General features: G+C 63.6%; 21 protein-coding genes and 3 tRNA genes. 11 read left to right on the top strand and 13 right to left on the bottom strand.

Features of this window, described 5'->3' with window-relative positions:
• The first annotated feature begins 299 nt into the window (after nucleotides 1-299).
• The 3 genes from ACZ9GA_RS06670 to csrA all read left to right on the top strand — a co-directional run bounded on the left by ACZ9GA_RS06670 (nucleotide 300) and on the right by csrA (nucleotide 3,449).
• Nucleotides 300-1,100, top strand: a complete 801-nt coding sequence (locus tag ACZ9GA_RS06670; RefSeq protein WP_457363422.1) for a glucose 1-dehydrogenase — start codon at nucleotides 300-302, stop codon at nucleotides 1,098-1,100.
• Complete coding sequence (locus ACZ9GA_RS06665; protein WP_457363423.1) at nucleotides 1,093-2,910, top strand: glycoside hydrolase family 15 protein; 1,818 nt, start codon at nucleotides 1,093-1,095, stop codon at nucleotides 2,908-2,910. The genes ACZ9GA_RS06670 and ACZ9GA_RS06665 overlap by 8 nt, the downstream gene beginning before the upstream one ends.
• A 341-nt stretch (nucleotides 2,911-3,251) precedes the next feature.
• The gene (csrA, locus tag ACZ9GA_RS06660; protein WP_027979421.1) at nucleotides 3,252-3,449 is read left to right on the top strand and encodes a carbon storage regulator CsrA; all 198 of its coding nucleotides are present in this window, start codon (nucleotides 3,252-3,254) and stop codon (nucleotides 3,447-3,449) included.
• 87 nt (nucleotides 3,450-3,536) lie between these two features.
• Here csrA and ACZ9GA_RS06655 read toward each other — a convergent pair whose 3' ends face one another.
• The 4 genes from ACZ9GA_RS06655 to ACZ9GA_RS06640 form a co-directional block, all read right to left on the bottom strand.
• The gene (locus tag ACZ9GA_RS06655; RefSeq protein ID WP_457363424.1) at nucleotides 3,537-5,933 is read right to left on the bottom strand and encodes a hybrid sensor histidine kinase/response regulator; all 2,397 of its coding nucleotides are present in this window, start codon (nucleotides 5,931-5,933) and stop codon (nucleotides 3,537-3,539) included.
• Between the two features lie 33 nt (nucleotides 5,934-5,966).
• A complete protein-coding gene (locus tag ACZ9GA_RS06650; protein WP_457363425.1) occupies nucleotides 5,967-6,425 on the bottom strand; it encodes a response regulator in 459 nt (152 codons plus the stop codon).
• Nucleotides 6,426-6,442: 17 nt separating this feature from the next.
• Nucleotides 6,443-8,701, bottom strand: coding sequence for an ATP-binding protein (locus ACZ9GA_RS06645; RefSeq protein WP_457363426.1), 2,259 nt, complete (start codon nucleotides 8,699-8,701; stop codon nucleotides 6,443-6,445).
• Nucleotides 8,702-9,419: 718 nt separating this feature from the next.
• Nucleotides 9,420-10,160: a hypothetical protein gene (locus ACZ9GA_RS06640; RefSeq protein ID WP_457363427.1), complete on the bottom strand. Its 741-nt coding sequence runs from the start codon at nucleotides 10,158-10,160 to the stop codon at nucleotides 9,420-9,422.
• Nucleotides 10,161-10,472: 312 nt separating this feature from the next.
• Between ACZ9GA_RS06640 and ACZ9GA_RS06635 the strand changes: the two genes are divergently transcribed.
• A complete protein-coding gene (locus ACZ9GA_RS06635; protein ID WP_457363428.1) occupies nucleotides 10,473-10,787 on the top strand; it encodes a type II toxin-antitoxin system RelE/ParE family toxin in 315 nt (104 codons plus the stop codon).
• A 4-nt stretch (nucleotides 10,788-10,791) separates the two neighbouring features.
• Nucleotides 10,792-11,133 carry a helix-turn-helix domain-containing transcriptional regulator gene (locus ACZ9GA_RS06630; protein ID WP_457363429.1) on the top strand — a complete coding sequence of 114 codons (342 nt, stop codon included), beginning with the start codon at nucleotides 10,792-10,794 and terminating at the stop codon, nucleotides 11,131-11,133.
• A gap of 83 nt (nucleotides 11,134-11,216) precedes the next feature.
• Here the strand turns inward: ACZ9GA_RS06630 and ACZ9GA_RS06625 are convergent.
• The 7 genes from ACZ9GA_RS06625 to ACZ9GA_RS06595 all read right to left on the bottom strand — a co-directional run bounded on the left by ACZ9GA_RS06625 (nucleotide 11,217) and on the right by ACZ9GA_RS06595 (nucleotide 15,452).
• Nucleotides 11,217-11,303, bottom strand: a tRNA-Leu gene (locus ACZ9GA_RS06625).
• A 229-nt stretch (nucleotides 11,304-11,532) separates the two neighbouring features.
• Nucleotides 11,533-11,606 (bottom strand) — tRNA-Cys (locus tag ACZ9GA_RS06620).
• A gap of 42 nt (nucleotides 11,607-11,648) precedes the next feature.
• Nucleotides 11,649-11,724, bottom strand: a tRNA-Gly gene (locus ACZ9GA_RS06615).
• Nucleotides 11,725-11,790: 66 nt separating this feature from the next.
• A complete protein-coding gene (gene pgsA, locus ACZ9GA_RS06610) occupies nucleotides 11,791-12,351 on the bottom strand; it encodes a CDP-diacylglycerol--glycerol-3-phosphate 3-phosphatidyltransferase (protein ID WP_416423354.1) in 561 nt (186 codons plus the stop codon).
• Nucleotides 12,352-12,384: 33 nt separating this feature from the next.
• Nucleotides 12,385-14,208 (bottom strand): excinuclease ABC subunit UvrC, encoded by a 1,824-nt coding sequence (gene uvrC, locus ACZ9GA_RS06605; RefSeq protein ID WP_457363430.1) that lies wholly within the window; start codon nucleotides 14,206-14,208, stop codon nucleotides 12,385-12,387.
• A 2-nt stretch (nucleotides 14,209-14,210) separates the two neighbouring features.
• On the bottom strand, nucleotides 14,211-14,855 hold the full coding sequence (gene gacA / locus ACZ9GA_RS06600; RefSeq protein WP_457363431.1) for a response regulator transcription factor GacA: 645 nt from the start codon (nucleotides 14,853-14,855) through the stop codon (nucleotides 14,211-14,213).
• 228 nt (nucleotides 14,856-15,083) lie between these two features.
• Nucleotides 15,084-15,452, bottom strand: coding sequence for a helix-turn-helix domain-containing protein (locus tag ACZ9GA_RS06595; RefSeq protein WP_457363432.1), 369 nt, complete (start codon nucleotides 15,450-15,452; stop codon nucleotides 15,084-15,086).
• Between the two features lie 81 nt (nucleotides 15,453-15,533).
• On the opposite strand from ACZ9GA_RS06595, the gene ACZ9GA_RS06590 reads away from it, so the two are divergent.
• Complete coding sequence (locus ACZ9GA_RS06590; RefSeq protein WP_455923234.1) at nucleotides 15,534-15,746, top strand: DNA-binding protein; 213 nt, start codon at nucleotides 15,534-15,536, stop codon at nucleotides 15,744-15,746.
• A gap of 13 nt (nucleotides 15,747-15,759) precedes the next feature.
• Here ACZ9GA_RS06590 and ACZ9GA_RS06585 read toward each other — a convergent pair whose 3' ends face one another.
• Both ACZ9GA_RS06585 and ACZ9GA_RS06580 read right to left on the bottom strand, forming a co-directional pair.
• Nucleotides 15,760-16,194: a GNAT family N-acetyltransferase gene (locus ACZ9GA_RS06585; RefSeq protein WP_457363433.1), complete on the bottom strand. Its 435-nt coding sequence runs from the start codon at nucleotides 16,192-16,194 to the stop codon at nucleotides 15,760-15,762.
• A 14-nt stretch (nucleotides 16,195-16,208) separates the two neighbouring features.
• Nucleotides 16,209-16,961 (bottom strand): carbon-nitrogen hydrolase family protein, encoded by a 753-nt coding sequence (locus ACZ9GA_RS06580; RefSeq protein WP_457363434.1) that lies wholly within the window; start codon nucleotides 16,959-16,961, stop codon nucleotides 16,209-16,211.
• Between the two features lie 939 nt (nucleotides 16,962-17,900).
• Between ACZ9GA_RS06580 and ACZ9GA_RS06575 the strand changes: the two genes are divergently transcribed.
• From ACZ9GA_RS06575 to ACZ9GA_RS06555, 5 genes are all read left to right on the top strand, one after another.
• On the top strand, nucleotides 17,901-18,980 hold the full coding sequence (locus ACZ9GA_RS06575; protein ID WP_457363435.1) for a 3-deoxy-7-phosphoheptulonate synthase: 1,080 nt from the start codon (nucleotides 17,901-17,903) through the stop codon (nucleotides 18,978-18,980).
• Between the two features lie 250 nt (nucleotides 18,981-19,230).
• Nucleotides 19,231-19,512 carry a peptidylprolyl isomerase gene (locus tag ACZ9GA_RS06570; RefSeq protein WP_008369704.1) on the top strand — a complete coding sequence of 94 codons (282 nt, stop codon included), beginning with the start codon at nucleotides 19,231-19,233 and terminating at the stop codon, nucleotides 19,510-19,512.
• Between the two features lie 117 nt (nucleotides 19,513-19,629).
• Nucleotides 19,630-21,477, top strand: a complete 1,848-nt coding sequence (locus ACZ9GA_RS06565) for an extracellular solute-binding protein (protein WP_457363436.1) — start codon at nucleotides 19,630-19,632, stop codon at nucleotides 21,475-21,477.
• Nucleotides 21,477-22,538 carry a microcin C ABC transporter permease YejB gene (locus ACZ9GA_RS06560; RefSeq protein WP_457363437.1) on the top strand — a complete coding sequence of 354 codons (1,062 nt, stop codon included), beginning with the start codon at nucleotides 21,477-21,479 and terminating at the stop codon, nucleotides 22,536-22,538. Before ACZ9GA_RS06565 ends, ACZ9GA_RS06560 begins: the two co-directional genes overlap by 1 nt.
• The gene (locus ACZ9GA_RS06555) at nucleotides 22,538-23,560 is read left to right on the top strand and encodes an ABC transporter permease (protein ID WP_457363438.1); all 1,023 of its coding nucleotides are present in this window, start codon (nucleotides 22,538-22,540) and stop codon (nucleotides 23,558-23,560) included. The genes ACZ9GA_RS06560 and ACZ9GA_RS06555 overlap by 1 nt, the downstream gene beginning before the upstream one ends.
• The last annotated feature ends 6 nt before the right edge of the window (nucleotides 23,561-23,566 follow it).

Here is a 23,566-nt window from a genome sequence, read left to right as displayed (position 1 = left end):
GCGCTGGCCGGTGTGAACCCTGGAGATCTCCAGCGTGGCGTAGGGCCAGCGCAGCCTGGCGGCAGCGGCTACGAACCGCGTTGGGGCATAAAGGTGCATGCCTGTGTTTTAGTGGCGTCCTCGAGATCGCGCGCCGCCCGCGCGGCGCATCGCGAGCAAGCTCGGCTCCTACCGTCTGTTTCGGGCCAGTTTTGTCTGGGAGAACGCCTGGTCCGCCTTTGTTTTTATAGGGTGGGAAATGCGCTGAACCCTTTGTGCACGCCGGGAGTCGACTGTGAAGGTTTGCTCTGGAGAACGGCATGCACATATCCCTCGAACATCAAGTGGCCCTGGTCACCGGCGCCAGCTCCGGCCTGGGGGCCGGGGCAGCGCTGGCGCTGGCCGAGGCCGGCGCGGCAGTGGTGGTCAACTACAACAGCCATGCCGAGCCTGCCCAAGCACTGGCCGAGCGCATTCGCGAGGGCGGCGGCAAGGCCATCGCCCTGCAGGGCGATGTGTCCAAGGAGGACCAGGTGGAGGCACTGTTCGCCCGCACCATCGAGACCTTCGGCGCGCTGGATATCCTGCTGGCCAACTCCGGCCTGCAACGCGATGCCGCCACCGTCGACATGACCCTGGCCGACTGGAACCAGGTGCTGGACGTCAACCTTACCGGCCAGTTCCTCTGCGCACGCGCTGCCCTTCGCCAGTTTGCCAAACAAGGCCCGCGCCCCTGGGTGTCCAGGGCCTTGGGCAAGATCATCCACATGAGCTCGGTGCATCAACTGATCCCCTGGGCCGGGCATGCCAACTACGCCGCCTCCAAGGGCGCGGTCGATCTGCTGATGCGCAGCATCGCCCAGGAGGTGGGCTGCCAGCGCATCCGCGTCAACGCCATCGCCCCCGGCGCGGTCAGCACCGCCATCAATCAGGACACCACCACCGGCGACAGCGCCCACAAGCTGCTGGAGCTTATCCCCTATGGTCGCCTGGGCGAGGTCCAGGACGTGGCCAATGCCGTGGTGTGGCTGGCCTCCGACGCCGCCGACTACGTGCACGGCACCACCCTGTTCATCGACGGCGGCATGAGCCTCTTCCCAGGATTCAAGGACAATGGCTGAAAAACCCCACACGCAGCAAAGCCCCATCCAGGCCCACGGCATTATCGGCGACATGCGCAGCGCGGCACTGATTGCCGACACGGGCAGTGTCGACTTCTTCTGCTGGCCGGATTTCGACAGCCCTTCGATTTTTGCTGCCGTACTGGACAGCCCCGAAGCAGGCATATTCGAGCTCTACCCGGAATTGCCCGACGCACGCCGGCAACAAATCTATTTGCCCGACAGCAACATCCTGCAGACCCGCTGGATCGACCACGGGGCCGTGGTGGAAGTCACCGACCTGATGCCCATCGGCGAAAGCGCCGAAGACACCCCGCGATTGGTGCGGCGCCTGCGCGTGGTCAACGGCAGCGCCCAGGTGCACATGCGCTGCCGCGTGCGCCACGACTACAGCCGTGCCGACACCCGGGCGCAGTTGGACGACGACACCGTGCTGTTCCAGGCCGAGGGTCAACCGAGCCTGCGCCTGGCGTCGTGCCAGGCATTGCAGGCGACCGAGGATGGCTGGGCGCTGGCGCGCTTCGAGCTGTCGCAGGGCCAGTGCGTGGAATTCATCCTGGGCGCCGAGGATGACCCGCTGGTGCGGGTCGGCCAAAGCGAGCGTTGCTTCGAGCACACCCTCAAATACTGGCGCGACTGGCTGGGCCAGTCCCACTACCGTGGCCGCTGGCGGGAAATGGTGCATCGCTCGGCCCTGGCGCTCAAGCTGCTCACCTCACGCAAACACGGCGGCATCATCGCCGCCCCCACGTTCGGCTTGCCCGAGCAGGCCGGTGGCGCGCGCAACTGGGATTACCGCTATACCTGGATCCGCGACGCCTCATTCACCGTCTACGCGTTCATGCGCCTGGGTTTCAGCGAAGAGGCCAACGCCTACGTGCGCTGGGTGCGCGAGCGGGTCAGCGATTGCTGCCAGGAGCACGTCGACCTGCACCTGATGTACGCCCTGGACGGCCGCGAGCAACTGCCCGAAAGCGAACTGCCGCACCTGACTGGCCATGGCGGCGCCACACCGGTACGCATCGGCAACGACGCCCACACCCAGAAGCAGCTGGACATCTACGGCGAGCTGCTGGACGCGGTGTACCTGGCCAACAAATACGGTGAGGCGATTTCCCACGAAGGTTGGGCCAATGTGCTGACCCTGGTGGACAAGGTGTGCGAGCGCTGGCAGGAAAAGGACGTGGGTATCTGGGAGATGCGCGACAACCCGCAGCACTTCCTGCACTCGCGGCTGATGTGCTGGGTGGCCCTGGACCGCGCCCTGCGCCTGGCCAACAAGCGCTCGCTGCCGGCGCCCTTCGCGCGCTGGGATGAAGCCCGGCAGGCGATCCATGCCGACATCTGGGACAACTTCTGGGACGCCGAGGCCGGGCATTTCGTCCAGCATCTGGGCAGCCGTGACGTCGACGCCGCGCTGCTGCTGATGCCGCTGGTGCGCTTCGTCGGCGCCAGCGACCCGCGCTGGCTGTCGACGCTGGCGGTGATCGAGCGCGAACTGGTGCGCGACGGCATGGTGTATCGGTACCGCAGTGGCGATGGCCTGGACGGCGAGGAAGGCGCCTTCACCGCCTGCAGCTTCTGGTACGTGGAATGCCTGGCGCGCGCGGGCCGGGTGGAGCAGGCGCACCTGGAGTTCGAGCAGTTGCTGCGTTACGCCAACCCGCTGGGGCTGTATGCCGAAGAGTTCGACCGCCAGGGCTGCCATCTGGGCAACACCCCGCAGGCGCTGTCGCACCTGGCGCTGATCAGCGCGGCAAGCTTCCTGGACCGCAAGCTCAGCGGCCAGCGCACTCACTGGCAACCGTGAGCCCTGGAACGCAAAACCTGTAGCCGCTGCCGCCAGGCTGCGCTGGCCGACGTGAACACTGCAATATGCAGCGAGACACAGGGCCAGCGCAGCCTTCGGCAGCGGCTACGGTTTGATCGCGTCCTGTCGATTTATTTATCTGCAATGAAGTTTTTCATTCAGGCAGGCGCAAACGCGCGGAAACAGCCATAATGGCAAGCATCACATCCTGATACTTAATTGTTTCCTATTCTGAAAAGACCGGATCAAGGCAAGTTCGGGGAATTTAATCCGGTCCTGTGCGTCTCAATTCCCGACCCGAAAGTCAAAAGTGGACTCACTGACCCAGCAAGGAGCAGCACATGCTGATACTCACCCGTAAAGTAGGCGAGACGATCGTCATCAACGACGACATCAAGATCACCATCCTCGGCGTCAAGGGGATGCAGGTTCGCATCGGTATCGATGCACCCAAAGAAGTACAGGTTCACCGCGAAGAGATCTACAAACGCATTCAGGCCGGCAGCCCTGCCCCCGAAAAAGAAGACCACAACCACTAAGGTCTCCTGCGTTCCCCGCCTTGCCGCCTGGGCCGATGGCCCAGTCGCACGTGATTGGATGATGAAGCCGGTAATGCCTGAGTCCGCTCAGGCCTGGGGTTGGCGTTCCGCGAACAGTGCCTGTTCGAGCTTGTCCGCCAGTTCGTCATCGCGAAAGGGCTTCTGCACCACCAGCGGCCCACCGTCCTGCAAGCCCCCCGCCTCGGCGTAGCCGGTGATGAACACCACGGGCAAATCCGGGTAGACCCCACGGGCTACTTGCGCCAGTTGCGCACCGTTCATGCCAGGCATGGCGTAATCGGTCAGCAGCACATCCACCTGTTCGCTGAGAATATCCAGCGCCACCTGGCCGCTGGCAGCTTCGAGCACCCGATACCCCAAGCGCTCCAGCAGCTGCGCGGTCACGGCCCGCACCTGATGGTCGTCGTCCACCAGCAACACGGTGCGGTCCTGCCCGCTGGCCGCGCGCTCGTCGCGTACCGGCGCAGGCATGGCAGGGCGTGGCGCGCTAGCGTCCTGGCTGGGCAGGTAGACCTCCACGGTGGTGCCCTGCCCCGGCGCAGTGATGATCGCCACGCCGCCGCCCGATTGCTTGGCAAAGCCGAACACCTGGGCCAGGCCCAGGCCCGAACCCTTGCCGATGTCCTTGGTGGTGAAGAACGGCTCGAAGGCCTTGGCCAGCACGTCGCTGGTCATGCCGCTGCCGGTGTCGCCGATGGACAGCACCACGTAGGCACCGGGCTCCGGGTCCTGGGGGCTGTGCGCCGCGCGGGTGACTACCTCGTTACGGGTGGCCAGGCGCAGGGTACCGCCGCCGGGCATGGCGTCGCGGGCGTTGATGGCCAGGTTGAGGATGATCATCTCGGTCTGGGTGGGGTCGACCAGCGCACTCCACAGGCCGTCATCGGTGTGGGTCTGGATCCAGATGCTGCCACCCAGGGTACGCTGCAGCAGTTCGAACATGCCGAACACGGTGTCGTTGAGGTTGACCGGGATTGGTTCCAGACGCTGACGCCGCGAAAACGCCAGTAGCTGCGCCGTCAGCTTGGCGCCACGCTCCCCGGCTTCGCGAATGTTGTGCAGACGACTTTGCACTTTTTCCATCACCCCGCGCTCCAAGTCACGGCTCAGGAACGTGGCGCTGGTGAGGATGACGGTCAGCAGGTTGTTGAAGTCGTGGGCCACGCCCGCAGTCAACTGCCCTACCGCTTCCAGGCGCTGCATCTGCTGCAACGTGGCTTCGATGCGCTCGCGTTCGTTGATCTGCTGGCGCAGTTGCTCGTTGGCGGCCGCCAGTTCATCCAGTACCGTGCGCTCGCCGGTGATGTCGCGCACGGCGGCGTACATCAGGTCTTCGTCGGGCACGATGGTCCAGGACAGCCAGCGGTAGTCACCGTCGGCATGACGCATGCGGTTGACGAAGCGCGTGGAGACGTTGCCGCTGGCGATGTTCTCGGTTTCGCGCACTGTGGCGCCGATGTCGTTGGGGTGCACCAGCTCCCACAACTGCATTTGCCCCAGCGCCTGGCGCGACCAGCCCAGGGCGCTTTCCCAGGCCGGGTTGAGGGCGATGGGCGACATGTCGAAGCGCATTACCGCCAGTAACTCGCGGGACAGCTCCCAGGTGCGGTCGCGCTCGCGGGTGCGTTTCTCCACCCTGTCGCCCAGCAGTTCGTTGAGGCGCTGCAGGGCCTCGGTGGCCTGCTTCTGTTCGCTGATGTCCTGGATCACGCCAGTGAAACGCACGCACACCAGGCCTTCGAAGAACGCCCGGCCACTGGTGGACAGCCAGCGCTCACCGCCGTCCGGCAACAGCGCGCGGTATTCGACCTGGTAGCCGACGCTGCCTTCAGGTGACATGGCCTGGGCCATGCGCGCCTCGACCAGCGAACGATCCTCGGGATGGCAATGCGCGAAGAAATAATCCATGTCGATGGGCGTGGCGTCATCGATGCCGTACAGGCTGCGGCAGCGCTCATCCCACAGCAGTTGGCCGCTGACCGGGGAAAAATCCCACACGCCCATGCGCGCCGCATCGATGGCCAGACGCGCGCGCACCTCCACCTGCTGCAGGCTTTCCTCCGCGCGCAGGCGCTGGCGGCGCTCGTTGACTTCGGCCAGGGCGCGCTTGACGGCCTTGGGCAGCAGCGGCAGGTTCTGCTTGAGCACGTAGTCGATGGCGCCCAGGCGCATCATCTCCACGGCGTTTTCCTCACCAAACACGCCGGAGAGGAAAATGAAGGGGGTTTGCGGGGCAATCTCCCGCGCCCGTTGCAGCACTTGGGCCCCGGAGGAGCCTGGCAACAGGAAATCACACAGAATCAGGTCGAACACCTGGGTGCGCAGCGCCTGCTCGGCGCCCTGGTGGTTGAAGACCAGTGTCGATTCAATCACCAGACCCGCCCGCTCCAACGTGAGCAGGCTCAGTTCGGCATCTCGCGGGCTGTCTTCGATCATCAGCAATTGCAGGGGCTTGGACAGCATACGCAGGTTTCGATCTCTCTTGGAAAGGCCCCTTTACGTGGGGCGACGTTGCAGGCGCAGCGAGCCAGGCGGTGGTTCGTTGAGCACCGCCCAGAATACCCCAAGGTCGGAAATGGCCGCGACGAATTCCTTGAATTCCACCGGTTTGACCACGTAGGCGTTGACGCCCAGTTCGTAGGCGCGCATCAGGTCCGGCTCTTCGCGCGACGAGGTCAGCATCACCGTGGGGATGCTGCGCAGCTCGGGCGATTCGCGTACCGCCTTGAGCACTTCCAGACCGTCGACCTTGGGCAGCTTGAGGTCCAGCAGCAATACGGCCGGGTTGCCTCCCAGGCGTTGGGCGTGGGCGTTGCGGCGCAGCAGGTAGTCCAGTGCTTCAGCGCCGTCACGCATGACGATCACTTCGTTGGCCAACTGGCTGCGCTCAAGCGCCACCAGGGTCAGTTCCAGGTCTCGTGGATTGTCTTCCACCAGCAGGATAGGTTTGAGCATGTAGTGCCTCGGTCAAATCATTCAGTAGTACTGGCAGGCGGGTGAGGCAGGGCGAAACTGAACGTGGCCCCCTCGCCCAGGCTGCCCTGGGCCCAGACACGGCCGTCATGGCGCTCGATGATGCGGCGCACGCTGGCCAGGCCAATGCCGGTGCCTTCGAATTCTTCCATGCGGTGCAGCCGCTGGAACACGCCAAACAGCTTATCGACGTAGGCCATGTCAAATCCGACGCCGTTGTCTCGGACATAGACCACGGTTTCCGCCATTTGCTCCACGGCGCCGATTTCGATGATGGCCGGGGTGCGATCGCGGCTGTATTTCAAGGCGTTGCTGATCAGGTTGCGCAGGGCCAGGTGCAGGAACGCGGCGTCCGCCACCACCCGTGGCAGGGGCTGGACGTGCCACTGCACCTCGCGCCCTTCGTAGTCGGGCAGCATTTCGCGGCGGATGGCCTCCACCAGGCTGCCCAGGTCCACGTCGGACAGGCGCAGTGCCGAGCGGCCCATCTGCGAGAAGCTGAGCAGGTTGTCCACCAGGCTGCCGGCGAAACGCGCCGACTCGCCGATGTGGTCAAGGAAGCGCTGGCCGCGCTCGGACAGTTTTTCACCTTCAAAATCGCCCAGCAGCTCGGCATAGCCGGCGATGTGCCGCAAGGGCGCGCGCAGGTCGTGGGAGACGCTGTAGGAGAAGGCTTCAAGTTCTTTGTTGGAGCGCTTCAATTCGCCGGCCAGTTGCGCCAGTTCTTCAGCCTTGCGCAGCACAATGCCCAGCACGGCGGTGCGCAGTTCGACCACGCCTTCGATTTCCAGGGCGTCCCAGGGCGTGGAGAAGCCCTTCACCGTCTGCTGCCAGCTGTCGAAGCTGTTGCGCGGCGAGAGTACCCCAGTGTCGCTGACGGTTTTGGTCGGCTGACCGGCCCATACCACCGTGCGGGCCTGCTCGCGCTTGAACCAGATCAGGTAGTGGGAGTGAATTTCGGAAATGGCCACGGCCAGCACACCGCCCACCTCGCCGGCCAAGGTCGGCAGGTTGGGGATGTCGCGGCCCACGTTGTCGCTATGGAACACCTCGTGGCCGCCGCGTTCGGCCAGCCACTCAGTCAAGGCCAGCACCTGCGCCTGGCTGGGCGTTTCACCCAGCAGGTCGCAGCTGGAGGCGGTGATGACCGCCGCGCCATCAGCGCGCACGAAGCCCAGCAGGGTGTCGCCCAGGGCCAGCGCGCCGTCGCGCACGCTGTCGCGGTCGGCCATGGCCGATAGTAACTGCACGATCTGACGGCGCACGCCCAGCAGCCGGGCGTTGCGCTCCTGCACTTCCATGGATTCGATTTGCAGCGACAGCACGCTGCCCAGCAGTTCACAGGCGGTGCGGCTCTGGAAACGCACCGGGCGCGGGTCGGCGTGGTGGCAGGAAATCAACCCCCACAACTTGCCGCCCACCACGATAGAGATCGACATGGACGCCAGGGTGCCCATGTTGCGCATGTACTGCAGGTGCACGGGCGAGACGCTGCGCAGGGCGGCGTGGCTCAGGTCCAGGGGTTGCCCGGTGAGCGGGTTGAACTGGGGATGCAGCGCGGCGGGCACATAGTTGGCGTCCTCGATCACGCGGATGCGGTTGGCGCAATACAGCGCCCGCGCCTGCGGCGGGATGTCGGAGGCCGGGAAGCACAGGCCCAGGTAGCTGGGGTAGCCTTCGTCGGCCTGCTCCGCCAGCACCAGGCCGTCACCGACCTGATCGAAACGGTACGCCTTGACCCGGCCGAAGCCGGTGATGCGCTTGACCTCGGCCACTGCCTGGGCACACACCTGCTCGATGCTGTCGGCGCCCTGCAACTGGCCGATGAAGGTGCGCACCAGCGGGTACAGGCTGGCGTACGCGGCCAGCACATCGCTGGCCGGCTCGAACTCGGCGATCAACACACCGTCGTATCGGTGCACCATCAGGGCAATCGGCGGCCCCTCATAAGTGCCTACGGCAAAGCGCACATCGGCCACATGGACGGGCTTGTGCTCTTCGCTGGCGCGCTCTGCCAGCAGACGCACCACCTGGTCGCCGCTGTGCAGCAGTTCGGGCAGTCGACGGCCCAGCCACCAGGCCGTGGGCTCGCCCAGCCAGCGCTGGACATTGTCGCTGACCTGCAGCACGGCCAGGCTCTCAGGGTCCAGTACCAGCATGAAGCCGTGGGGCTGGATGCTGCCAGGCAGGTGGATTCGTTCTTTCGCGCAGTTGTCCGTGGCTTGTGCCAAGGCAGCCGAAATGTCGCCGGATGTCAAAGAAGATCTCCTTATGCGTGCCGCTGCTCTACGCCGGCAGGGGCACGGATCATGGTCATCCGCTCGTCAAACAAACAGACAGTCATGACTCAGACAGCACCTTAACAAATTCTATCGATGGGCTTGAGAAAATGATGGCATTTAGAGCGTAGCAGCCTGATTGCCGGCCGCGTAGCCGTTGCCGCCAGGCTGCGCTGGCCGGTGTGAACCCTGAAAATCTCCAGCGAGGCAGAGGGCCAGCGCAGCCTGCGGCAGCGGCTACACCGGCGTGGGGAAATCATGGCAACGGGAGCGTCACAACCACAGCCCCGACATGTAGCCGCTGCCGCCAGGCTGCGCTGGCCGGTGTGAATCCTGAAAATCTCCAGCGAGGCAGAGGGCCAGCGCAGCCTGCGGCAGCGGCTACACGGGCCTGGGGAAATCATGGCAACTGGAGCGTCACAACCACAGCCCCGACATGTAGCCGCTGCCGCCAGGCTGCGCTGGCCGGTGTGAACCCTGAAAATCTCCAGCGAGGCGTAGGGCCAGCGCAGCCTGCGGCAGCGGCTACACGGGCGTGGGGAAATCATGGCAACTGGAGCGTCACAACCACAGCCCCGACATGTAGCCGCTGCCGCCAGGCTGCGCTGGCCGGTGTGAACCCTGAAAATCTCCAGCGAGGCGTAGGGCCAGCGCAGCCTGCGGCAGCGGCTACGGTGCGGGCTAAGGGGATGGCGGGTCAGCGACCCTGGGCGACCAGTTCCTTGCCATAGCTGACCAGCCAGTTGCGCACCTGCGGGGTGGTGCCCGCCTTGTCAGCCAGATGATGAGTGTTATTGGACACCCAGGTCAGCCGCGTGAAGCTGTTGCCCTGGGCGTCACGCAGGCCATACATCATGCCGTGATGGCCCGCCAGATCGACGTTGGCCAGCTCCTTGATGGTGGTCACCGACACCCCCTTGAGCACCATGTCCTGCACCAGCATGTCGCCGTCCGGGCAATGCAGATAGCGGCGCAGGCCGTTGAGGCCGTCCTGGGTGTAGATGCCCATCTTGTACGACGCCTGCACCTCGCATTGCCGGGTCAGGCCAAGGCGCGGCGGCTCGTACAGGCCGGGCGCGTTGGCCAGGCGGCGGCTGGGCCGATCGGCCTGCATCTGCGCCAGGCGCGCGGCCATGCTGGCGTTATCGACCTGCTCTACATAAGTACTGGGCTTTTTGCGCTTGCGCAGCTTTTGCTGGATCAGCGCCCGCTCCTCTGCCGACGGCCCGGTAGCACCGCCACTGCTGGCGCGCATCAGGTGCGCGCTGGTCATGGCATCTTCCAGGTGGTCCTGGTCCTTGAGCGGGATGTCGTAAATGGAGATTTCACGATTGCCCTCGGCCGCCGCTGGCCGCCCCAACGGGTCGGCGTGGCTGGGCAAAGCGCCCATCATGGGCAAAAACAACAGGGCCAAGGCCAGGGGCTTGGGTGAGGTCATGGTTTCAGTCCTTGAAACACGGGGGTTGCGGTGAAGGGGTAAGGCTGGGGAGTAGTTTTACTACAAAGAGGATAGTTGGGGAATGGAGGGCGGGGGGTGATGTGGATCAATGCGGGGGATGGGTTGGCGTGAATGGGATGGGGGTCACGTATGGAAATGATTTCCCGCAGCCTTTCCATAGGCATCGGATAGCAGCGCGGGGATCATCAGCCCCTGTGCATGCCGTCAGCAAGGGATGGCTTACCACCTATCGCTTGGCCGCATAAAGATACAGATAACCCCCGACCAACTGTCCCTTTAAAGGTACAATCAATGTATGAGGTGCACCATGCCCACACCGACAATGATGTCGACCTGTACCAGACCTGGCTCGACTCCCTTCGCGATAATCGAGCGAAAGCGCGGATCACCACTCGCGTAGAGCGTGCAGCTGTAGGCAATTTCGGTGACTGCGCCTCTGTCGGGGGCGCGGTCTACGAACTTCGTATCGATTACGGCCCCGGCTATCGGGTGTACTACGTGATATCAGGCAAAACGATTCTGCTTTTGCTGGGAGGTGGAACGAAAGACCGCCAGCAGACCGACATTCATAATGCGATAGGTATCTGGAAAAGCCAGAAGGAGTGACGCGATGAAAAGCGTGAACAACCATGAGGCAAGCGTCCTTGAGATGCTCCGCAAGGACGAGGGCTTCGCGATTGAATACCTTGCAGCGGCCTTGGAGGAAATCGACGAAGAAGGTGGAGAGGCGGTCTTCCTTACCGCCGTGCGCCGTATCGTGGAGGCCAGGGGCGGGTTCTCTGCTGTGTCCAAATCTACAGGGCTTAACAGGGGCAATCTCTACAGACAATTTGCTGCGGACGGTAATCCGGGACTTTCGACGCTACTGAAGGTGCTGTCCTCGGTGGGTCTGGGACTGTCGAAAGTGATTACCCATGGCCACGAGGAACACGGCCCTGTAGCTGGCATGTAGCCTGCGGCAGCGGGTACAGCGGGTACACGGCAGAAACAACAAGGGCTTGCCAGCACAGTGTGCGGCAAGCCCTTGATTTTATGTGGTGCCCGGAGCCGGGGTCGAACCGGCACGTCCTTACGAACGGGGGATTTTAAGTCCCATGCGTCTACCAATTTCGCCATCCGGGCGGTAGCGCGGTGTTGTCGGTGACATGGGATTTTAATTCCCCTGCCCTGCCGATGCTCGTGCTGCCTAATAACGTTTGGAACGCATTGGGCGCTAAACAGCGAGCCGTCGAATATATACATCCACCCCTGATCACGCAAGAACGTTCAGAGGCTTTCCACGACAAAATATTACATCATCGGGGAAATAAAAAAGCTCTGTAGATCAAGGATCTACAGAGCTCGTTTATAATGGAGGCCGAGGTCGGAATCGAACCGGCGTAGACGGATTTGCAATCCGGAGCATAACCACTTTGCTACTCGGCCTCAAATGTGAAGCAACTTACAACTGCTGCTCCACATGTAAAGTGGAGCGGGAAACGAGACTCGAACTCGCGACCCCGACCTTGGCAAGGTCGTGCTCTACCAACTGAGCTATTCCCGCGTCGTGTTGATGGGCGCCATTCTATCGATTTAAAAAGCGCCGTCAACCCTTTGATTCAAAAAAGTTTTATTTATTTTCAGAATGGCTGTTCAGGTGCGGCCAGGCAGCCCGCAGATAGTGCGCCATGGACCACAGGGTCAGCGCCGCCGACACCACCAGCAAGCCGTAGCCCAGCAGCACCCAGAAGGTGATGGCCGGCGGGTTGGCCAGCAGAATCACCAGTGCCAGCATTTGCGCGGCGGTTTTCCATTTGCCCAGGTTGGACACCGCCACATGGGCACGCGCGCCAATCTCCGCCATCCACTCACGCAGCGCCGACACCACGATCTCGCGACCGATGATGACCGCCGCCGGCAACGTCAGCCACACGTTGTGGTGCGCCTGCACCAACAGTACCAACGCCACCGCCACCATCAGCTTGTCGGCCACCGGGTCCAGGAAAGCGCCGAACGGGGTGCTCTGCTCCAGACGACGGGCCAGGTAGCCATCGAGCCAGTCGGTGGCCGCCGCGATGGCGAACACGGTACTGGCGGCTGCATAACTCCACTCGTAAGGGAGGTAGAACAGCAGGATGAAGAACGGAATAAGCAGGACGCGCAGAACGGTAAGCAGGTTCGGGATATTCATCGGCACAACTGGCGGCTGGGTGAGTGGGGCATTCTACTCGCTGTGCAGATTCGCATAAATCGACTCCGCGAGCTTTTTACTGATGCCGGGTGCTTTGGCAATTTCATCGATGCTTGCACGGGACAGCTCCTGCAAGCCACCAAAATGTTTCAACAAATCACGCCGACGTTTCGGCCCTACCCCAGCCACACCTTCCAGGGTGGAAGTACGACGGGTCTTGCCGCGCCGCGCCCGGTGGCCGGTGATGGCGAAGCGGTGCGCTTCGTCACGGATCTGCTGGATCAGGTGCAGGGCCGGCGAGTCGCCCTTGAGCGTGAACTCGTGGGCCACGTCATTGAGGTACAGGGTTTCGAAACCGGCCTTGCGCGTAGTGCCCTTGGCCACGCCCAGCAGGATCAGGTCGGGCACGGCCAGTTCCTGCATCACCTCGCGGGCCATGTTCAGCTGGCCCTTGCCGCCGTCTACCAGCAGCACGTCGGGCAACTTGCCCTCGCCGTCCTTGAGCTTGCTGAAGCGCCGGGTCAACGCCTGGTGCATGGCAGCATAGTCATCGCCAGCGGTCACGCCTTCGATGTTGTAGCGGCGGTAATCGGACTTGATCGGGCCTTCGGGGCCGAACACCACACAGCTGGCCACGGTGGCTTCGCCACTGGAGTGGCTGATGTCATAGCACTCCAGGCGTTGCGGTGGCTCGTCCAGGTTCAGCACCTCGGCCAGGGCGTCAAAGCGCGCAGCCACATGCTGCCGGTTGGCCAGGCGCGCGGCCAGGGCCTGTTCGGCGTTGGTCACGGCCAGTTGCTGCCAGCGCGCCCGGGTGCCACGCACGCGGTGGCTGACGCTCAGCTCACGGCCGCGCAAGCTGTCGATGGCGGCCACCAGGGCCTCGACGTCCTCGGGCACCACGTTGACGATCAGCTCGGTGGGCAGGTCGCGCTCGGAACTGGTGAGGTAGTACTGGGCCAGGAAGGCCGACATCACTTCGGCCACCTCCTCTTCTATGCCCACCTGGGGGAAGAAGTTCTTGCTGCCCAGCACCCGCCCGCCGCGCACGCTGATCAGGTGCACGCAGGCGCCGCCCGGGTTGACGAAGGCCGCCACCACGTCGACGTCGCCGCTGCCGCCTTCCATGTTCTGCTGGTCCTGCACGCGCCGCAGCAAGGCGATCTGGTCGCGCAGCAGTGCGGCGCTCTCGAAGTCCAGGGCCATGGCGGATTTCTCCATGCTGGCCGACAGTTCATCGGTCAACTGATGGCTGCGGCCTTCCAGGAACATGACGGAGTGGCGAACGTCCTCGGCATATTCCTCAGGTGCCACGAAATCCACGCACGGCGCCTTGCAGCGCTTGATCTGGTATTGCAGGCAAGGGCGCGTACGGTTCTTGTAGAAACTATCCTCGCACTGGCGTACGAAGAATGTCTTCTGCAACAGGCTCAGGCTTTCGCGAATCGCCCCGGCGCTGGGGTACGGGCCAAAGTACTTGCCCTTGGCCTTCTTGGCCCCACGATGAATGCTGAGGCGCGGAAAGGCGCCATCGGACAGGAACACATAAGGGTAGGACTTGTCGTCGCGCAACAGGATGTTGTACGGCGGCCGCCACTCCTTGATCAGTGTCTGTTCCAGCAACAGCGCTTCGGTCTCGTTGCCGGTGATGGTGGTTTCCACCTGGGCGATACGCCCCACCAACGCGGCCGTCTTGGGCGCCAGGCCCGTCTTGCGGAAATAGCTGGACAGGCGCTTCTTGAGGTTCTTGGCCTTGCCGACATACAGCAGGCGCGCCTCACTGTCGAACATGCGGTACACGCCCGGCCGGGCGCTGCAGGTGGACAGAAAGGCAGAAGGATCGAATGGGGTGTCCATGGTCAGAGGCTGGCGTCGACCATGCCGTGCCGCACCGCCAGCAAGGTCAGTTCGACGTCGCTGGTGATCGACAGTTTTTCGAAGATGCGATAGCGATAAGTGTTCACGGTTTTCGGCGACAGGCACAGTTTGTCGGAAATGATCTGCACTTTCTGGCAGTTTACGATCATCAGCGCGATCTGGATCTCGCGCTCCGACAGCAGGTCGAACGGCGAATTGGTGGTTTGCGGCTGGAACGACTTGAGCGCCAGCTGCTGGGCGATCTGCGGGCTGATGTAGCGCTGGCCGGCGAACACCAGGCGAATGGCCTGGACCATTTCATCCAGGCCTGCGCCCTTGGTCAGGTAACCGGCGGCGCCGGCCTGCAGCAGACGCGTGGGGAATGGGTCTTCCTCACACACGGTCACCGCCACCACCTTGATGTCGGGGTAGCTGCGCAGCAGTTTGCGGGTGGCTTCCAGACCGCCGATGCCAGGCATCTTGACGTCCATCAGCACCACGTCCGGCTTCAGCTCGCGGGTGAAGCTCAGGGCTTCTTCGCCCGATTCGGCCTGGCCGATCACTTGCAGCCCGTCGATGTCCGCCAGCATCCGGGTAATGCCGGTGCGTACCAGATCATGATCATCGACAACTAGGACCCTAATCAAGCAGACACCTCGTTCTTGTGGGCTTTTGCGGAATGTTAGCCACCTTAGCAAAAAATCGGATCCGGAACCTAGCGCAAAGCGTCATCAACATGGCGCCATGCGTCCGTTCCGGTGGTGCAGAACCCTTAGCCGCTGCCGCCAGGCTGCGCTAGCCCTGTACCTCACTGGAGATTTTCAGGGTTCACGCCGGCCAGCGCAGCCTGCGGCAGCGGCTACGCTAGCTACAGCTTATCGCGCCTTGGGCGAGCCACGGCGCGGCCGGTTGGTGTAGCTGGCCGCCATTTCCGCCAGGCTGACCGCCATATGGCGAATGGCATCCTGACCCTCGCGCGGCAGCACACGATAATGCCCCAGCACGTTCTCTTCGGCCTGACTTAACCGATCAGCGGGGATGGGTGCCCGGTCCCCCGTCAATACATACAGCACATCCACCCCCTCGCCGGCCACTTTGGCCAGGTAGTTGGCCTTGGGGGTGCGCTCGCCACTTTCGTACTTGCCTTGAGCGTTGGGCTCGACACCACCGATGTCGCCAAATTCCTTTTGAGTCAGGCCAAGCCTGTCCCGCTCTTCCCGCAAACGCGAACCGATTCCAGTCATTTGAATGTATAATCCCTTATTAATCACCCAAAAGGGTGAGATTTCTAACCACAATTACACCAAATAAAACGGACTTGAACTATGCACGGTATACGGACTGCCGCACAAGCCAGGGCCTGGCTCGACCAGCAGGGAAAATCGGTACAAGAGTTTGCCAGGGAGCATGGCGTGGACCCGGCCACCACCTATCAGGTGTTGTCGGGGCGCAAGAAAGGACGACGCGGGGAATCGCACCGGGTCGCCGTCTTGCTGGGGATGAAGGAAGGGGTGGTGCCCGAACGGGCACCGGGTTGACCACCGCGGTCAATCAACGGTCAGTCAGGCGCTCCATGCGCCAGAAACACTCGTCTTCACCGACCTCGGCAAAGCCCTTGCGCAGGTAGAGGTGGCGAGCCGGATTGGACTGGAACACCATCAAGCGTACGCGGGGCAGGCGTCGCTCGCGGGCCAGTTCCACAATCCGTTCCAGTGCCCAGCCGCCGATTCCCTGGTTGCGCGCCTCGGGCAGCAGGTGCAGTTCACGGATGAACAGCGCCTGCCGATCAATGCTCAGACTGAAATAGCCGCACGCCACGCCATCGGCCAGCACGATGAAATTGTCCCGCCACAACCATGCCTGATTGAACGCTTCTTCCTGCCACAGCAGGCTGTAGCGCCCGTAATAGGGCAGCATGGCGCGACGCGTCAGGTCGCGCGCGAAGGTCAGGTCCTGCTCGGTGCCCGCACGTAGCGCAAGCTCCATTCGCCCCTCCCCCGTCATGTGAGTGCCACGACTTGGCCAATCCAGGCGTTGCCCTCGCGTTCAGCGACCAGCAAGTGGTCACCGGGACCCGCCGTCTGCGCAATAGGCTCGCCGCGATCGTCCCACAACACACTGCGACCGGCTGACTGCCAGCCACCGGTAGGCCCACCATGGTTGGCCACCAATACCGCCATGCCATGGGTTTGAGCATAGCCCTGAAGAATGGCGCTATCGACCGAGTAGCCCGATTCACCGATCAGCACGCTGGCGGCGTAGAGGGTGGCGCCTTCGGCCTTGGCCTGGGCGGCGTGCGAGGCGTGGGAAAAGTCGGCGCAGATCGCCAGGGCAATCTGCTCATCACCCAAGACCAGCGCCGCACCGCCATTGCCGGGGACGAAATAGGTGCCTTCACCGGGGTGCAGGTGTTGCTTGGTGTGCACGGTCTGCTGGCCGTCGGCGTGCAATACCAGCGCGGCGATCTGCACGCCGTCCTCGCCTGACTCACGCAGGGGCAGGCCGACAACGGTGGTCATGGCCAGTTGGCGGGCGCGATCGCGCAGCGGTTGCAGCAACGGCGTGTTGGCCGGTTGCGCCAACTGCGCCGCCAGGGCGGGTTCGTAGCCGGTCAGGGACAGCTCGGGGAACAGCAGCAACTGCACGCCGTGTGCAGCGGCGAGGTCCATGAAGCGCAGATGGTGAGCGATGTTGGCGAGCAGGTTGCCGGGGATGGAGCAGGATTGGGCGGCGGCGATGCGGGGGGCAGACATGCGACTTCCTGTTCATGGTCGAGAGCAGATCCGGATGATGCAGGATAGTGGGGTGGAATTTGAAGGTGTTCGACGGTGGATTTGCAGCTGTCATGGCCGCCAAGTGCATGCCTCCAGGATTTCATGCCTCATGACATCGAGCGCCGCCCGCGCGGCGCTTCGCGGACGCAGTCCGCTCCTACCGTTTGTTTCGGGCCAATTATGCCTGTGGGATCACCCGGGCCCGCCTTGTTGGCACCCACACAGATCTGCAGCGAAAGAACAAAGCGGTCCCGGGAGATGCCACTGACAAAACTGGCCCGAAATAAACGGTAGGAGCGGACTGCGTCCGCGAAGCGCCGCGCGGGCGGCGCTCGATCTCATGAACACAACCAATCCCCCGCCAAACACCTCTACGCCCCACCGCAAAAAATCTGCTTGTATCCCCCCATCCCCTGAAGTAACCTCAGCCCACCAAAACGGAGACATTTCCATGTCGCACAGCACTCACCTCCAGGCTCAACACACTGCCAGCGCTCGTCGCCCGGTAGCGGTTGCGTCCGTGTGCGCTGCCGTTGTTGCAGATTATTACTATGGGTATTGGTTTAGCCACTGGCGCGCCTGATACCTGATATCCGGCGGCCAGCACCCAGGTCGCCCGGTTGAGAAACTCCAAAACCCCCGGTCGGCCTCCCGACCGGGGGTTTTGTTTTTTCCGGCTTCGACACACTGATTTCACACTCTATTTGACACCGAGGATTTGCCCCATGAACTACGCCACCTATTACCGCAACGACTATTACACCGCCTGGCGATTTACCAGCCTCCGTTCGGGACAGCTTGCCGCCTCCGATCGGTCGTGCCTGGGTGGCCTGCAGCTAACACATACCAATAGTCGAACATCGCGATAGGGCTGAGCGCGCGCACATGACTGCGCCGCCAGCCCAGGGAAAACACCACATGAACATCTCCATCAGCGCACTACCCCTGGCCACCGCCCTGCCCCAAGCCCTGGCCCCAGCCGCCAACGCTCCGGCGTTGCAACGCCTGCCCAGCACCACCGAACTCAAGCAACAGCTGCCCCTGAGCCGCGACCTGGCCCAACAGGTCAGCGCCCACCGCAACGCGATCCGCGCCATTCTGGAAGGCCGCGACGAACGCATGCTGGTGGTCGTCGGCCCCTGCTCCCTGCACGATCCCGAATCCGCCCTGGAATACGCCGAACGCCTGGCCGCCCTGGCCACTGACGTCAACGACCAGTTGCTGCTGGTGATGCGCGCCTACGTCGAAAAGCCGCGCACCACCGTGGGCTGGAAAGGCCTGGCGTACGACCCGCGCATGGACGGCAGCGACGACATGGTCGGCGGCCTGAAACTGTCCCGCGACCTGATGCGCGAAATGCTGCACAAGGGCCTGCCCCTGGCCACCGAACTGCTGCAGCCCATGGCCGCCGGCTACCTGGATGACCTGCTGAGCTGGGTCGCCATCGGTGCGCGCACGACCGAGTCGCAGATCCACCGGGAAATGGCCAGTGGCCTGAAAATGCCCGTGGGCTTCAAGAACGGCACCGACGGCGGCGTGGCCATTGCCTGCGACGCGATGCGCAGCGCCGCGCACCCGCACCGTCATTTCGGCGTGTCGGCCGAGGGCCACCCGGCCATCATCGAGACCGCCGGCAACCCCGACACCCACCTGGTACTGCGCGGCGGCCACCGCGGCCCCAACTACGACCAGGACAGCGTGGCGCAGGTGCACAACGCTTTGGGCAAGGCCGGCATCCCGGCGCGCATCATGGTTGACTGCAGCCATGCCAACAGCGGCAAAAACCCGCTACGCCAGCCGGAGGTGTTCAATGACGTGCTGCGCCAGCGCCTGGCGGGGGATCGCTCGCTGGTGGCGACCATGCTGGAAAGCCATCTGTTCGAAGGGTGCCAGTCGATCGGACCGGGCATGCGCTACGGCGTGTCGGTAACCGACGGCTGCCTGGGCTGGGAAGCGACCGAAGCGTTGCTGCGTAACGCGGCGCAGCAACTGCGCTAATTTGGTGGTGCGCCCTTCCCGAGCTTCGCTCGGTCCCACACCTTTCGCGGCAGTTGTGTCATGGCGGCAAAGCTTTTAGCTTTTGGATGCACCGCAGGTCTATCTGGGATGCGATCAAAAGCTGAGAGCTTGGGCTTTTTGACACAACTGCCGCGAAAGGTGTGGGACCGAGCGAAGCTCGGGAAGCAGGCGACTCAATCCCCAAAGTGCGGTACGCTGCCCTCTTTACGTTTTTATGGAGTATTCCCCCATGGCCAAAGCCACTGCCCGTCACATCCTGGTTGCCTCCGAAGCCAAATGCAACGAACTCAAAGCCCAGATCGAAGGCGGCGCCGATTTCGCCGAAGTCGCCAAGGCCAACTCCACCTGCCCATCCAGCCGCCAGGGCGGTGACCTGGGTTCGTTCGGCCCAGGCCAGATGGTCAAGGAATTCGACACCGTGGTGTTCAGCGCCCCGGTCAACACCGTTCAGGGCCCGGTCAAGACTCAGTTCGGCTACCACCTGCTGGAAGTCACCAGCCGCCAGGACTGATCCTGACCTGCTGACTGACGGCCCGCCTTGTGCGGGCCGTTTTGTTTGTGATCGGCGCACGCGTTGGTGGTAGGGTTGTAAGCGCATGTAACTCCACCCATTCGAACAAGGCAGACAATGCGCTCGGTTTTCGCCCTCTTCCTGCTGACCGCCCACTTGCTGATGGTTCCCAGCGCCTTCGCCGCCCCCCAGCACGCCCTCACCGTGTACGGCGAGCCGCCCAAGTACCCCGAAGGCTTCAAGCATTTCGACTACGTCAACCCCGATGCCCCCAAGGGCGGCAGCCTGCGCCGCTCGGCGATGGAGCTCGGCCAGTTCGATCACCTGCTGCCTTATATCGACAAGGGCACCGGCGTCAGCCAGGTCGACGGCCTGCTGTATTCGCCCCTGGCGCTGCGCTCGCTGGATGAGGCCTACACGGTATACGGCCTGATCGCCGAGAAGATGGAGCGCGCCGACGACGGCCTGTCCCTGCGCTTCTACCTCAACCCCAAGGCCCGCTTCAGCGACGACGTGCCCATTACCGCCCAGGACGTGAAGTTCACCTTCAACCTGTTGATGACCCAGGGCAGCCTGCGCTTTCGCACCCAGTTCGCGGAAGTGAAGGACGTGGTGATCGAAGGCCCGCGGCAGATCCGCTTCGACTTCAGCGCCAGCGACAACCGCAGCCTGCCCTTGGACCTGGCCTCGTTGCCGGTGCTGCCCGAGCATTGGTGGAAAGACCACGACTTCGCCAACGGCGGCGGCTTCCAGGCCCCGCCCGGCAGCGGCCCCTATACCGTGGGCAAGGTGGATAACGGCCGCAGCATCACCTTCGAGCGCAACAAAACCTGGTGGGCCAAAGACCTGCCCGTGACCCGCGGCCTGTACAACTTCGACCAGTTCGGCGTGGAGTTCTTCGGCGACACTGAAGTGGCCCGCCAGGTGCTGCTGGGCGGCGCCTTCGACTACAACCGCGAATTCTCCGCCACCGCCTACACCATCAAATACAACGGCGCCGCCCTGGACGATGGACGCCTGCAACGCGCTCACTTGGCGCCGCAAAGCCTGCAGTCGGCCCAGGGCTTTGTGTTCAACCTGCAACGCCCGGTGTTCAAGGACCGCCGCGTACGCCAGGCCCTGGCGCTGCTGTGGGATTTCGAATGGACCAACCGCCAGCTGATGCGCAGCATGTACATCCGCCAGCAAAGCTTCTTCGCCAACAGCCCGCTGGCGGCCCGCGAGTTGCCTGACGCTGCGGAGCTGAAGATTCTTGAACCGCTGCGCGGCCAGGTCCCGGATGAAGTGTTCACCACAGTGTTCCAAGCCCCGCGCACCGACGGCAGCGGCTTCATCCGCGACAAGCAATTGCAGGCCCTGGCGCTGTTGAAAGACGCCGGCTGGCACCCGGACGGCGATCGCCTGGTGAACGCCGCCGGCGAGCCGCTCAGCTTCACGTTCCTCAACGGCCAGGCGGGCCTGGAAAAACTGATCCTGCCGTGGAAGCGCAGCCTGGCGCAGATCGGCATCGACCTGCAGATCCGCCGCATCGACTCCTCCCAGTACATCAACCGCCTGATGGCCCGCGACTACGACATGATCATCACCGGCTACCCGGTGTCCGCCTCACCGGGCATGGAACTGCTCAACTATTTCGGCTCGGCCAGCGCCACCGACACCGGCTCCAACAACTACATGGTGCTCAGGAACCCCGCCGTGGACAGCCTGATCAAGGGCCTGGTCAACGCCCGCACCAAGGCCGACATGACCGAATACGCCCACGCCCTGGACCGCGTGCTGCAGTGGAACTACTACTGGATTCCCAACTACTACCCGCCGGGCACCTCCACCGTGTGGTGGAACCGCTTTGGCATCCCCGCCCACCCGGCGCCGTATGACGAAGCCCCCGAATCCTGGTGGCAAGTCAGCCCCACGCCGCTGACCACTGCGCAAATGGCCGAACTGCGCGCCAAGGAGGCCCACTGATGCTGGCCTATACCCTGCGGCGCCTGCTGCTGATCGTGCCGACCCTGCTGATCATCCTGCTGGTCAACTTCATCATCGTCCAGGCCGCGCCCGGTGGCCCGGTGGAACAGGCCATCGCCCGCTTGCAGGGCCTGGGCGGCGTCAACGTCGGCGGTGGCGGCGGCGATTCGGCCCAAGGCGCCTCGCGCGCCAGCCGGGGCCTGGACCCCAAGCTGATCAAGGACATCGAGCGCCAGTACGGCTTCGACAAACCCGCCCCCGAGCGCCTATGGCTGATGGTGAAAAATTACGCCACCCTGGACTTCGGCAACAGCTTCTTCCGCGGTGCCAAGGTGACCGACCTGATCCTGGACAAGATGCCCGTCACCCTGTCCCTGGGCTTCTGGGCCACGCTGATCACCTACCTGGTGTCGATCCCCTTGGGCATTCGCAAGGCGGTGCAGCATGGCAGCCATTTCGACATCTGGAGCAGCACGGCGATCATCATCGGCTACGCCATGCCGGCCTTCCTGTTCGCCATGCTGCTGATCGTGCTGTTCGCCGGCGGCACCGAGCTTAACTGGTTCCCGGTGCGCGGCCTGGTGTCGGACAACTTCGAGCAACTGTCCACCCTGGGCAAGGTCGCCGACTACTTCTGGCACCTGGTGTTGCCAATCACCTCGCTGGTGATCGGCGGCTTTGCCACCCTCACCATCCTGACCAAGAACTCGTTCCTCAACGAGATCACCCGCCAATACGTGATAACCGCCCGCGCCAAGGGCGTCAGCGAGCGGCGCGTGCTGTACGGCCATGTGTTCCGCAACGCCATCCTGCTGGTGGTGGCCGGCCTGCCCCAGGCGTTCATCAGCGTGTTCTTCGCCGGCTCCCTGTTGATCGAGGTGATCTTCTCCCTCGACGGCCTGGGGCGGCTGAGCTATGAGGCCGCCGTGGCCCGTGACTACCCCATCGTGTTCGGCACCCTGTTCATCTTCACGCTGTTCGGCCTGCTGATCAAACTGGCCGGGGACCTGTGCTACACCCTGGTCGACCCACGCATCGACTTCGCCGGGAGGAGCGCCTGATGAACCGTCTGTCTCCCCTGTCCCGTCGGCGCCTGGAGCGCTTCCGCAAGAACCGCCGCGGCTGGTGGTCGCTGTGGATTTTCATCGCCCTGTTCGCCCTGAGCCTGGGCGGCGAGCTGATCGCCAACGACAAGCCCCTGGCCGTGAGTTACCATGGCCAGTGGTACTTCCCGGCCTTCAAGCGCTACACCGAAACCGAGTTCGGCGGCGTGCTGCCGTTCCAGCCCGACTACCGCAGCGACTACGTGCGCAAGCTGATCAGTGACGCCGGTGGGCGGATGATCTTCGCACCCATCCCGTTCAGCGCCGACACCCCCAACTATGACCTGACCCAGCCGGCGCCCAGCCCGCCCTCGGGCACCAATTGGCTGGGCACCGACGACCAGGGCCGCGATGTACTGGCGCGGGTGATCTTCGGTGCGCGGGTGTCGATTCTGTTTGCCATTGCCCTGACGGTGATCAGCTCGCTGATCGGTATCCTGGCCGGCGCGCTGCAAGGCTATTACGGCGGCTGGGTCGACCTGTTCGGCCAGCGCCTGCTGGAGGTGTGGTCGGGGTTGCCGGTGCTCTACCTGCTGATTATTTTGTCGGGGTTCGTGGAGCCCAACTTCTGGTGGTTGCTGGGCATCATGGCGCTGTTCTCCTGGCTGGCACTGGTGGACGTGGTGCGCGCCGAATTCCTGCGCGGGCGCAATCTGGAGTACGTGAAAGCGGCGCGGGCGCTGGGGCTCAATGACGGTAAAATCATCCGCCGGCACATCCTGCCCAACGCCATGAACGCCACCCTGAGCTACCTGCCGTTCATCCTCACCGGCGCCATTTCCACCCTCACGGCGCTGGACTTCCTGGGCTTCGGCATGCCGGCGGGCAGCGCCTCGCTGGGCGAGCTGATCGCCCAGGGCAAGGAAAACCTGCAGGCGCCGTGGCTGGGTTTCACGGCGTTCTTCACCCTGGCACTGGTGCTGTCGCTGCTGGTGTTTATCGGCGAGGCGTTGCGCGACGCCTTCGACCCCCGCGCCTGAGGCCGA

It is taken from the genome of Pseudomonas sp. TE3644 (genome assembly GCF_056278815.1).
Note: the sequence above shows the minus strand (reverse complement) of the source record. Positions and strands in the feature narration are given on the sequence as shown.

Bases quoted from the DNA above. Each gene is read 5' to 3' on its own strand.
- ACZ9GA_RS06670 (WP_457363422.1), top strand. From the start codon at position 300: ATGCACATATCCCTCGAACATCAAGTGGCCCTGGTCACCGGCGCCAGC.
- ACZ9GA_RS06665 (WP_457363423.1), top strand. From the start codon at position 1,093: ATGGCTGAAAAACCCCACACGCAGCAAAGCCCCATCCAGGCCCACGGC.
- csrA (WP_027979421.1), top strand. From the start codon at position 3,252: ATGCTGATACTCACCCGTAAAGTAGGCGAGACGATCGTCATCAACGAC.
- ACZ9GA_RS06655 (WP_457363424.1), bottom strand. From the start codon at position 5,933: ATGCTGTCCAAGCCCCTGCAATTGCTGATGATCGAAGACAGCCCGCGA.
- ACZ9GA_RS06650 (WP_457363425.1), bottom strand. From the start codon at position 6,425: ATGCTCAAACCTATCCTGCTGGTGGAAGACAATCCACGAGACCTGGAA.
- ACZ9GA_RS06640 (WP_457363427.1), bottom strand. From the start codon at position 10,160: ATGACCTCACCCAAGCCCCTGGCCTTGGCCCTGTTGTTTTTGCCCATG.
- ACZ9GA_RS06635 (WP_457363428.1), top strand. From the start codon at position 10,473: ATGTATGAGGTGCACCATGCCCACACCGACAATGATGTCGACCTGTAC.
- ACZ9GA_RS06630 (WP_457363429.1), top strand. From the start codon at position 10,792: ATGAAAAGCGTGAACAACCATGAGGCAAGCGTCCTTGAGATGCTCCGC.
- pgsA (WP_416423354.1), bottom strand. From the start codon at position 12,351: ATGAATATCCCGAACCTGCTTACCGTTCTGCGCGTCCTGCTTATTCCG.
- uvrC (WP_457363430.1), bottom strand. From the start codon at position 14,208: ATGGACACCCCATTCGATCCTTCTGCCTTTCTGTCCACCTGCAGCGCC.
- ACZ9GA_RS06595 (WP_457363432.1), bottom strand. From the start codon at position 15,452: ATGACTGGAATCGGTTCGCGTTTGCGGGAAGAGCGGGACAGGCTTGGC.
- ACZ9GA_RS06590 (WP_455923234.1), top strand. From the start codon at position 15,534: ATGCACGGTATACGGACTGCCGCACAAGCCAGGGCCTGGCTCGACCAG.
- ACZ9GA_RS06585 (WP_457363433.1), bottom strand. From the start codon at position 16,194: ATGGAGCTTGCGCTACGTGCGGGCACCGAGCAGGACCTGACCTTCGCG.
- ACZ9GA_RS06580 (WP_457363434.1), bottom strand. From the start codon at position 16,961: ATGTCTGCCCCCCGCATCGCCGCCGCCCAATCCTGCTCCATCCCCGGC.
- ACZ9GA_RS06575 (WP_457363435.1), top strand. From the start codon at position 17,901: ATGAACATCTCCATCAGCGCACTACCCCTGGCCACCGCCCTGCCCCAA.
- ACZ9GA_RS06570 (WP_008369704.1), top strand. From the start codon at position 19,231: ATGGCCAAAGCCACTGCCCGTCACATCCTGGTTGCCTCCGAAGCCAAA.
- ACZ9GA_RS06565 (WP_457363436.1), top strand. From the start codon at position 19,630: ATGCGCTCGGTTTTCGCCCTCTTCCTGCTGACCGCCCACTTGCTGATG.
- ACZ9GA_RS06560 (WP_457363437.1), top strand. From the start codon at position 21,477: ATGCTGGCCTATACCCTGCGGCGCCTGCTGCTGATCGTGCCGACCCTG.
- ACZ9GA_RS06555 (WP_457363438.1), top strand. From the start codon at position 22,538: ATGAACCGTCTGTCTCCCCTGTCCCGTCGGCGCCTGGAGCGCTTCCGC.